Here is a 7,809-nt window from a genome sequence, read left to right on the forward strand (position 1 = left end):
CGAGCAAAACATCTTTTGACAGACCTTTGCCACGGTGCTCTTTTACCACAAACATTCTTTTTATTTCAACCGTGTCAGTATTGTATTGTTTAAAACAACCACTTGCAGCAGGTTGGTCATTTACATAAACCACCACTACAGTATTCAGGTCGGGTACTTTATTGTACTGGTCATATTGAGCCTGGTCTTCCTGTAATTCATTCCACAATTCATGGTCCAGTTGCTTAATCAGCCACTGAAAATCTTTATCATTAGAAGTAGTTCGTTTTATGATTTGCTGCTGCATCATTTTGCTCAATAGGATTAATATAGTTGAACGGAGCCCTTGGTTGCTCAGGATAAACTCTGCCAATGAAGCACCATAGTAGCCACACCGCAGAGTTCAAAATATATTTTCTAAGTTACTAAAATCCCGTCTTCTTTTTTAATCACATTTAAATAACCATCCAAAATTGCTTTTACTTCTGGCCTGCAACTGCCACAACCCATGCCTGCGCCGGTAAGCTGGCATAATTGTACATGATCTTTACAACCTTCTTTAATTTTGTTGATCAAATTGCCTTCGCCAACATTGTTGCAACTGCATACCAGTTTACCAATTACGGGTTCAGCGGCTTTGCCACTGCGTAACAATTGTAAGCGTTTTTCACTCAGCTCTAATTTATTTTCAATGAGATTTCTGTATTCTAAAAATTCGTTTTTATCACCAATTAAAATAGCACCTACTAATTTGTCATTATGAACAATACATTTTTTGTAATAACGCTTTGCTTTATCTATAAAAATAATTTCTTCATAAGCCGGGTCGTTGCTGGGTATTTCAGCAAGGCCTAACGAGCACAAATCGGTGCCATGCATTTTTAAAATATTCATCAGCAAACTGCCGCTGTAATATTTAGAAATATCGCCGCATAAAAAACGGGCAACAATTTCGGCCTGCTGTTCTGCAGCGGCAGTAATGCCATATAAAAATCCTTTAAACTCTGCAATTTCGCCAATGGCGTAAATATCTTTTTCGCTGGTGCGTAAATATTCATCTACTGCAACGCCCCGTTTACAATCAATGCCGGCAGATTTTGCCACTTCAATATTGGGTACTGTACCAATAGCAATTACCAATGCCTGGCAATTTATATGTAAACCACTTTTTAACCGTACACCCGAAATATTTTTTTCTCCTAAAAAACGGTCTATCTCGTCGTTGTAAAAAATCTCAATGCCCTTGCTGGTTAATTCTTCATGCAACAGTTGGCTGCCCAATGGATCCAATTGCCTGTCCATTAAACGGGAGATACGTTGAATGATGGTAACTTTTATACCCACTTCAATCAGCGATGCTGCCAGTTCAATGCCTAACAAACCACCGCCAACAATAATTACTTTTTCTTTTGCAACAGAAATATGATTTTTAAAATCATCCGCATCGTTACGACTACGCATGGTAAAAATTCCGTTAAGTTTTGGTACATCTTTCAGCATGAAGGCCCTGCTGCCGGTGGCTAACAGCAATACATCGTAAAAGTGTGTAACACCATTGCTGTCAGTAACAATTTTATTTTCTTTGTCAATTTTTTCTATACTAACACCACGGTGTAATGTTATGCGGTGGTCTATCTCTTCATCATCACTCATCTTTATTAAATTATGCCAGGGCAACACGCCGCTGATATAATCTGGAAGAAGTACCCTGTTATAAAAAGGAAAATCTTCTTTGCTGAAAACTTCAATATCATCTTCGGTATTTAATGCACGGTAACTTTTTACAAAACCACAGGCGCCTGCGCCTGCACCCACCACAATTATTTTTTGTTTCGCTTTTTTGTACAACTGCACTTGTACGGCGCTAAATTTAAAATCGGGTTCTTTGCTTTTTGGGTCAATTAAATTGTTGGTAAGATTGTTAGCCCTGTTAAGATCACTGTTTAAAATTTTCCCCCAATGCATCGGCATAAAAACAACACCGGTTTTTATATCCTCACTAAATTTTGCTTTAACACGAACGTTGCCCCGCTGGTTAAATATTTCTATAACATCATTGTCTTTAATTTTTCTTTTAGCTGCATCCGCAGGATTGATTTCTAAAAAAGATTCGCTGATATGCTGATTGAGTTTATTTACTTTACCCGTTTTACTCATCGTATGCCATTGATCACGTATGCGGCCGGTAGTCAATATCAGCGGATGTTCAGGGCTTAACGCCTCCGATTTATTTTCATCGCTAAAAGAATGTATGTTGGCTTTTTTATCAGCAGTAAAAAATTTATGATCAGTAAACAATCTTGGCGTACCAAAATTTTCCTCATTGCCCATTGCCTTTTGCTCATTGCCTATTGTCTTCTTATACGGCCATTGCACCGCTCTCTTCTCTTTTAAAATTTCATAACTCAATCCGCTGATGTCAATGTTTGTTCCTGCTGTTAATGCTGCATGCTCTGCATATATTTCTCCAAATTTTTTATAATCAAAACCATGGTAGCCCATTTTTTTTGCAAAGCGGCAAATGATTTCTGCATCGGGCAATGCTTCGCCGGGTGCATCAGTAATTTTATTTAAGTAAGAAATGTAACGGGCTGCGTTCGTCATCGTACCTTCCTTCTCCGTCCACGAAGCAGCAGGTAAAACCACATCGGCATATTGCAATGTTTCTACTTTATTGCTTACATCCTGCACCACTACAAATTTTGCTTTCTTCAAACCTGCTTCTGCAACACGTACATCAGGTAAACTTATAAGTGGATTGGTACATAAAATCCAGATGGCTTTTAGTTTGCCTTCATTCAATGCATCAAACATTTCGGTAGCGGTTTGCCCTGGTGTTGGTTTGATTGTGCCTAACGGAATTTGCCAAAATTTTTCCACCTCATTGCGGTGTGTTTCATTTAATAAATCACGGTGTGCAGGTAATAAATTACTTAAGCCGCCTACTTCTCTGCCCCCCATTGCATTTGGCTGACCAGTTAATGAAAATGGCCCTGCGCCTGGTTTTCCTATTTGCCCGGTAATTAAATTTAAATTTATTAGCGACAAATTTTTATTGGTACCCACCACACTTTGATTCAACCCCATCGTCCACATCGTAATAAAACCTTTAGCATTACCAATGTATAAAGCCGCTAAGCGAATATCATTTTCACTAACACCACAAATAACTGCAGCTTCTTCCACCGTTCTTTCAAAAACAGTTTCTTTGTATTGTACAAAACCATTTGTATTATCATTAATAAAATCAAAATCAATTTTTCCTTCTTCAATTAAGCAACGGCCAATGGCATGATGCAATGTAATATCTGTACCGGGATTTAATTGCAAATGTACATTTGCTAAAGAGCAGGTTTGTGTTTTGCGTGGGTCGCTTACAATAATTTTTAGCTCAGGATTTTTTTCTCTTGCCGCTTCCACTCTTCTCCATAAAATAGGATGGCACCATGCAGGGTTTGCACCGGCAACAAAAATGGTATCACACAATTCCAGATCATCATAACTCACCGGCACACTGTCTTCACCCAAACTCATTTTGTAACCTACCACTGCACTACTCATGCACAGGCGGCTGTTAGTATCAATATTATTACTGCCAATAAAACCTTTAATCAATTTGTTTACAACATAATATTCTTCGGTAAGGCATTGTCCGCTTGCATAAAAAGCAACACTGTCCGGCCCGTATTTTTCAATGAAAGTTTTAAACACTGCAGCAGTTCTTTCCAATGCCGCATCCCAACTCACTCTTTGCAAAGGCATATTTTTATTGTACCGCATTTGAGGAAATAATAACCTGTCGCTTTTATCATTTACGGTATGATGCAGGTTCATTCCTTTACTGCACAACATGCCTTTATTTACCGGATGGCTCTCATCACCTTTAACAGTGATGCTGTTATGTGCATCTTTGGTTACTATAATGCCACAGCCCACGCCGCAGTAGCAGCAGGTAGTGGCCCCCCCGCCCCCCGAAGGGGGGATTAAGAAAGCCTCTTTTATATTTTTGGAATAAATCAAATTTTTTATCTTTTATTTTTTTGTACCAAGCTTTTATACTTCTATCATCTTCATTGGTCTGGCCTAAGGCGAGACACTCTTGTACATTATTTCTTTATTCAGCTTTAATTATATTTTATTTTTAAAACAAATGCCATCAATTTATTTTTCCATTTTTTTATTATGCAGGCAGTGCACTCAAATCTTTTACATCTACTCTCTTTTGTGCGGTAACTGTTCTAAAAATAAATACGGCAACACCAATTCCTAAAATGATATACCCTAATAAAGTAAATGCTGCGGTGTAATCAATCAGGTCTTTAGTTTTGGTAACACCATTTTCAACTACTTCTTTAGTAGCATGTATAGCTTTTGCTTTAAACATAAAAGCAATAAGCATTGCACCAATGTTTCCGCCAGCACCAACAATACCTGCAACACTGCCTACTGCTATCGGACTTATAAAAGGTACCAGGCTGTAAGTGGCGCCATTAGCCATTTTTAAACTCAAACCAAAAAAGAACATCATAAAAATGGCCATACCAATATTGCCTGATTTTGCAAACCATATTAAGCCGATACCTTCTAACAATAATAAAACAGACAGTAACATTGTTTTGCCATCAAAGCCCCAAACTTTTCCAATTTTATCGGCAACAATACCACCCATTGGTCGGGCAAAAATATTTATCCAGCCAAAAATACCAGCAGCCATACCCGCTACAGCTAATGTTGCGCCAAACGAATCCATAAAGAACAGCGGTGCAAAATTATCCACTGTAATTTCTACACCAAAGCATGCGGCATAGGCAATGGTTAAAATCCAGGTGCGGTAATCTTTAATGGCAATAAGAAAAGTATTTTTCTTTACATCTGTTGTATAACCGGTTTCTTTATAATCTCCCTGCGGTGTATCTTTTGTGTAACGATAATACAAATAAGCACATACTAATAATAATATCCCCGGTACAATCATGGCATATCTCCAGCTATCTTCTTTGGTACAAAAACCCAAACCTACAAAACCAGATGCAATCATCGGCATAAAAAAATTGGCTGCTCCACCGCCGGCATTACCAAAACCACCAGCCGTTGCATTGGCCGTTCCTTTTACATTTGGTGCAAACATTATAGAAGTATGAAATTGTGTAATTACAAATGATGCACCAATTACACCAATGGCTAAACGAAATAAAAGAAAGGAAGTATAAGTGTTGCTGGTGCCTATTAATAAAACAGGAATAGCGCACAACACCAGCAACCAGCAATACACAAGGCGTGGACCAAATTTATCTACCATCCTGCCAATTAATAACCGGGCAATAATTGTTGCAGACACAGATGCTATCTGGATGTTACCGATCTGATCTTTGGTTAAATGCAATTGCTCTTTTGCAATTTTCATTAGTGGTGCCATACCAAACCAGGCAAAGAAGCAACAGAAAAAAGTAAACCAGGTGATGTGAAAAGTTTTCATCTGCACACCTTTAAAAGAAAAGATGTTGAGTTTGGGAAGTGGTTGATTGTTTATTGTTGATAACATAATTAAATTATTTTAAGGTTGATTTAAATAAGATGCTCTTATTTTATTTAAATAGAAATTCTGGTTTGATGTTTATCATTACATAGCTCCATAAGCCGGTTAGTTTTGAAATGCCGGGTGTAATACCTTTTGCATACTCCATACTTTTGGAAGCAGCCATGCTGCAAAAACCAAACTCAATTGTAGTGATCTTGTTTAAACTGTAATTGGTTATCAGGTCAAACTCACTGCCGAGATATTTATCAATTGCATTGCCATTAATATCTTTCATATCTTTTGCAAGAGAGAAATAATGATAGTCTAAACCTGCACTGAATCTTTTGTTTTTACTGCCGTATTTAATTTTAAAAAATGGGTCGCTTAATCCTCCTGTGGGAGAACCGGTGCCACTGTAGAAATAATCCATATAACCCCAGAACTTATGTGGCGTGCCATATAAAGGATCGAAGCGGTGATTGGTAGTGGATGTTGAAAAGGCGTTGTTGCCACTTAGATAATCCCAGCCTAAGGTATAAGTAAATTTCTTTTTAGTAAATGCAGCAGCAAGGGTAGAAGTGTAAGCACTTAATCTTGCTCCATCTTTATCTTTTCCACCCTGGTAATACGTACCTGCAGTTAATGTTAATGATTTTGTTTTATTCAGCGCACTGTTAACTAATAAACCTGTTGTAATGCGGCTGTTCACTCCTTTCTGATTAAACCTTCTGCCATAAACATAACCATTGCCGCTAGCAGTAGAAGTTAATACAGAGTCTAAAATATATTTTCCAAAATGATCTGCCAAAAACAATGCACTCACTTTAGTATTTTTAAAAGTTTTTGCTGCGTATAAATATTGTAAAGCTTTATAGTTTTGATTCATGCCGTTAGTAGAAGGTGCATTAACAAAAGAAGGGTTACCTGTTTTACTGCTGATACCTGTACTATTCATTAAGGGAATTAATCCTGTGGGAGTAGCTATTAAAAAACCTTTGCTGTCTTTTACTGCAGTGGAAATATTAGCTGGCGTATAATAAGTGCCATTATAATTAAAGGCATCACTGTTTTGATTGAATGCAAAACCTGCATCTAATTGTAATCCTTTATTTAGCAATTTAAAAACTACAGCATCATGACGTCGTGCCTGTTGCAACCAATCTAAATTGCCCAGCAATCTCACATCATCATACACTAATTCCTGCCTGCCTAATTTTACTGCAAAATATTCTGCCGCTGATTTCTTAAAGGAAGTATCTTTTTTATTAGCTAAAATAATTTCTGCCCATGCTTCATGTATGCCTAACTTGCTGCCGTCTGCATTGCTTATTGTGGCAGCGTCCTGCCCCCATACTCTTACATCCTGCAGGGAAGTTTGTAAAATAACCCTGTTGGTTTTGTAATTAAAAGTTAACCTGCTTCTTTGCGAAGTAAAAAAAGCGGCATCATTCGTGGCAGGTTTTAATGTGCCCACTCCATCACGGAATTCTGTACGGGTTCTTACCTGGCCGCCTACAGTAAGCTGCCCGTAAGATTTGTAAAGAGATAAAACCGCAAGAAATAGTAGCAAAATGCTTTTCAATCCTTTTGTTTTTTTCTTCATAATTTTGTTTTGGTTTTAAATTGTTTGCAATTTGAAATCTTTGCCCCGGTCTGAGCTTCCAATTCGTTCCGGGGTTTTTCTTTTGTATAACTTCAGTAGGATTTAGTGGTTTTACTTTTTGTTTATCATAACAGTAATTTTAATGATTAATAATGTTGTTTCAGTCATGATTCATACAGCAAATATTTTATACTCCTATAAATACTTTTCCATCTTCAACTTTTACAGGATAAGTTTTAATAGCACATTCATCACCACTTAAACATTCGCCTGTTTTTAAAGAAAAAGTTTTTTTATGAAACGGGCAGGCCACTTTTGGCTCTTCGGCCTGTGAGCCAATCATACCACGGCTTAAAGCCATTTGCTTACGGTGTGGGCATTCGTTTTGTGTGGCATACCATTCGTTTCTCCTGCTAAAATGAAACAAGGCAATTTGTTCGTCGTTGTATTTTACACATACGCCACCATTGGGTGGTACATCATTTACGCTGCAGGCGTAAAACCAGGAGCCTGCAACCTCTAAAGGGGAATTATTCAACGTTTCTAATTTTTCTTCAATCATTTTATAATATTTTATTCTTCGCTTTTAATGTTCAATAGAATTACTTCTGTACAAGAGTGTCTCGCCTTAGGCCAGACCAATGAAGTTGATAGAAGCACTGGTGCCGGGCTCAAAAAAAAATTATTCCGAAACAATTTTCCAATCCTT

At 37.6% G+C, this 7,809-nt stretch carries 5 protein-coding genes; all 5 read right to left on the bottom strand.

What is annotated here, in order from left to right; genetic code table 11:
• Positions 1-289 (bottom strand): GNAT family N-acetyltransferase (locus tag ACY65O_RS05130; protein WP_462219775.1); only part of this gene is annotated, 289 nt, incomplete at its 3' end.
• A 107-nt stretch (positions 290-396) separates the two neighbouring features.
• Positions 397-3,999 (bottom strand): molybdopterin-dependent oxidoreductase, encoded by a 3,603-nt coding sequence (locus ACY65O_RS05135; protein ID WP_462219776.1) that lies wholly within the window; start codon positions 3,997-3,999, stop codon positions 397-399.
• Positions 4,000-4,159: 160 nt separating this feature from the next.
• Positions 4,160-5,521: an MFS transporter gene (locus ACY65O_RS05140; protein ID WP_462219777.1), complete on the bottom strand. Its 1,362-nt coding sequence runs from the start codon at positions 5,519-5,521 to the stop codon at positions 4,160-4,162.
• Positions 5,522-5,564: 43 nt separating this feature from the next.
• Positions 5,565-7,100 (bottom strand): alginate export family protein, encoded by a 1,536-nt coding sequence (locus ACY65O_RS05145; RefSeq protein ID WP_462219778.1) that lies wholly within the window; start codon positions 7,098-7,100, stop codon positions 5,565-5,567.
• Between the two features lie 187 nt (positions 7,101-7,287).
• Positions 7,288-7,662: a nitrite reductase small subunit NirD gene (nirD, locus tag ACY65O_RS05150; RefSeq protein WP_462219779.1), complete on the bottom strand. Its 375-nt coding sequence runs from the start codon at positions 7,660-7,662 to the stop codon at positions 7,288-7,290.
• Between the last annotated feature and the right edge of the window lie 147 nt (positions 7,663-7,809).

This window comes from Ferruginibacter sp. (assembly GCF_031430955.1).
Lineage (GTDB): Bacteria > Bacteroidota > Bacteroidia > Chitinophagales > Chitinophagaceae > Ferruginibacter.

Bases quoted from the DNA above. Each gene is read 5' to 3' on its own strand.
- ACY65O_RS05140 (WP_462219777.1), bottom strand. From the start codon at position 5,521: ATGTTATCAACAATAAACAATCAACCACTTCCCAAACTCAACATCTTT.
- ACY65O_RS05145 (WP_462219778.1), bottom strand. From the start codon at position 7,100: ATGAAGAAAAAAACAAAAGGATTGAAAAGCATTTTGCTACTATTTCTT.
- nirD (WP_462219779.1), bottom strand. From the start codon at position 7,662: ATGATTGAAGAAAAATTAGAAACGTTGAATAATTCCCCTTTAGAGGTT.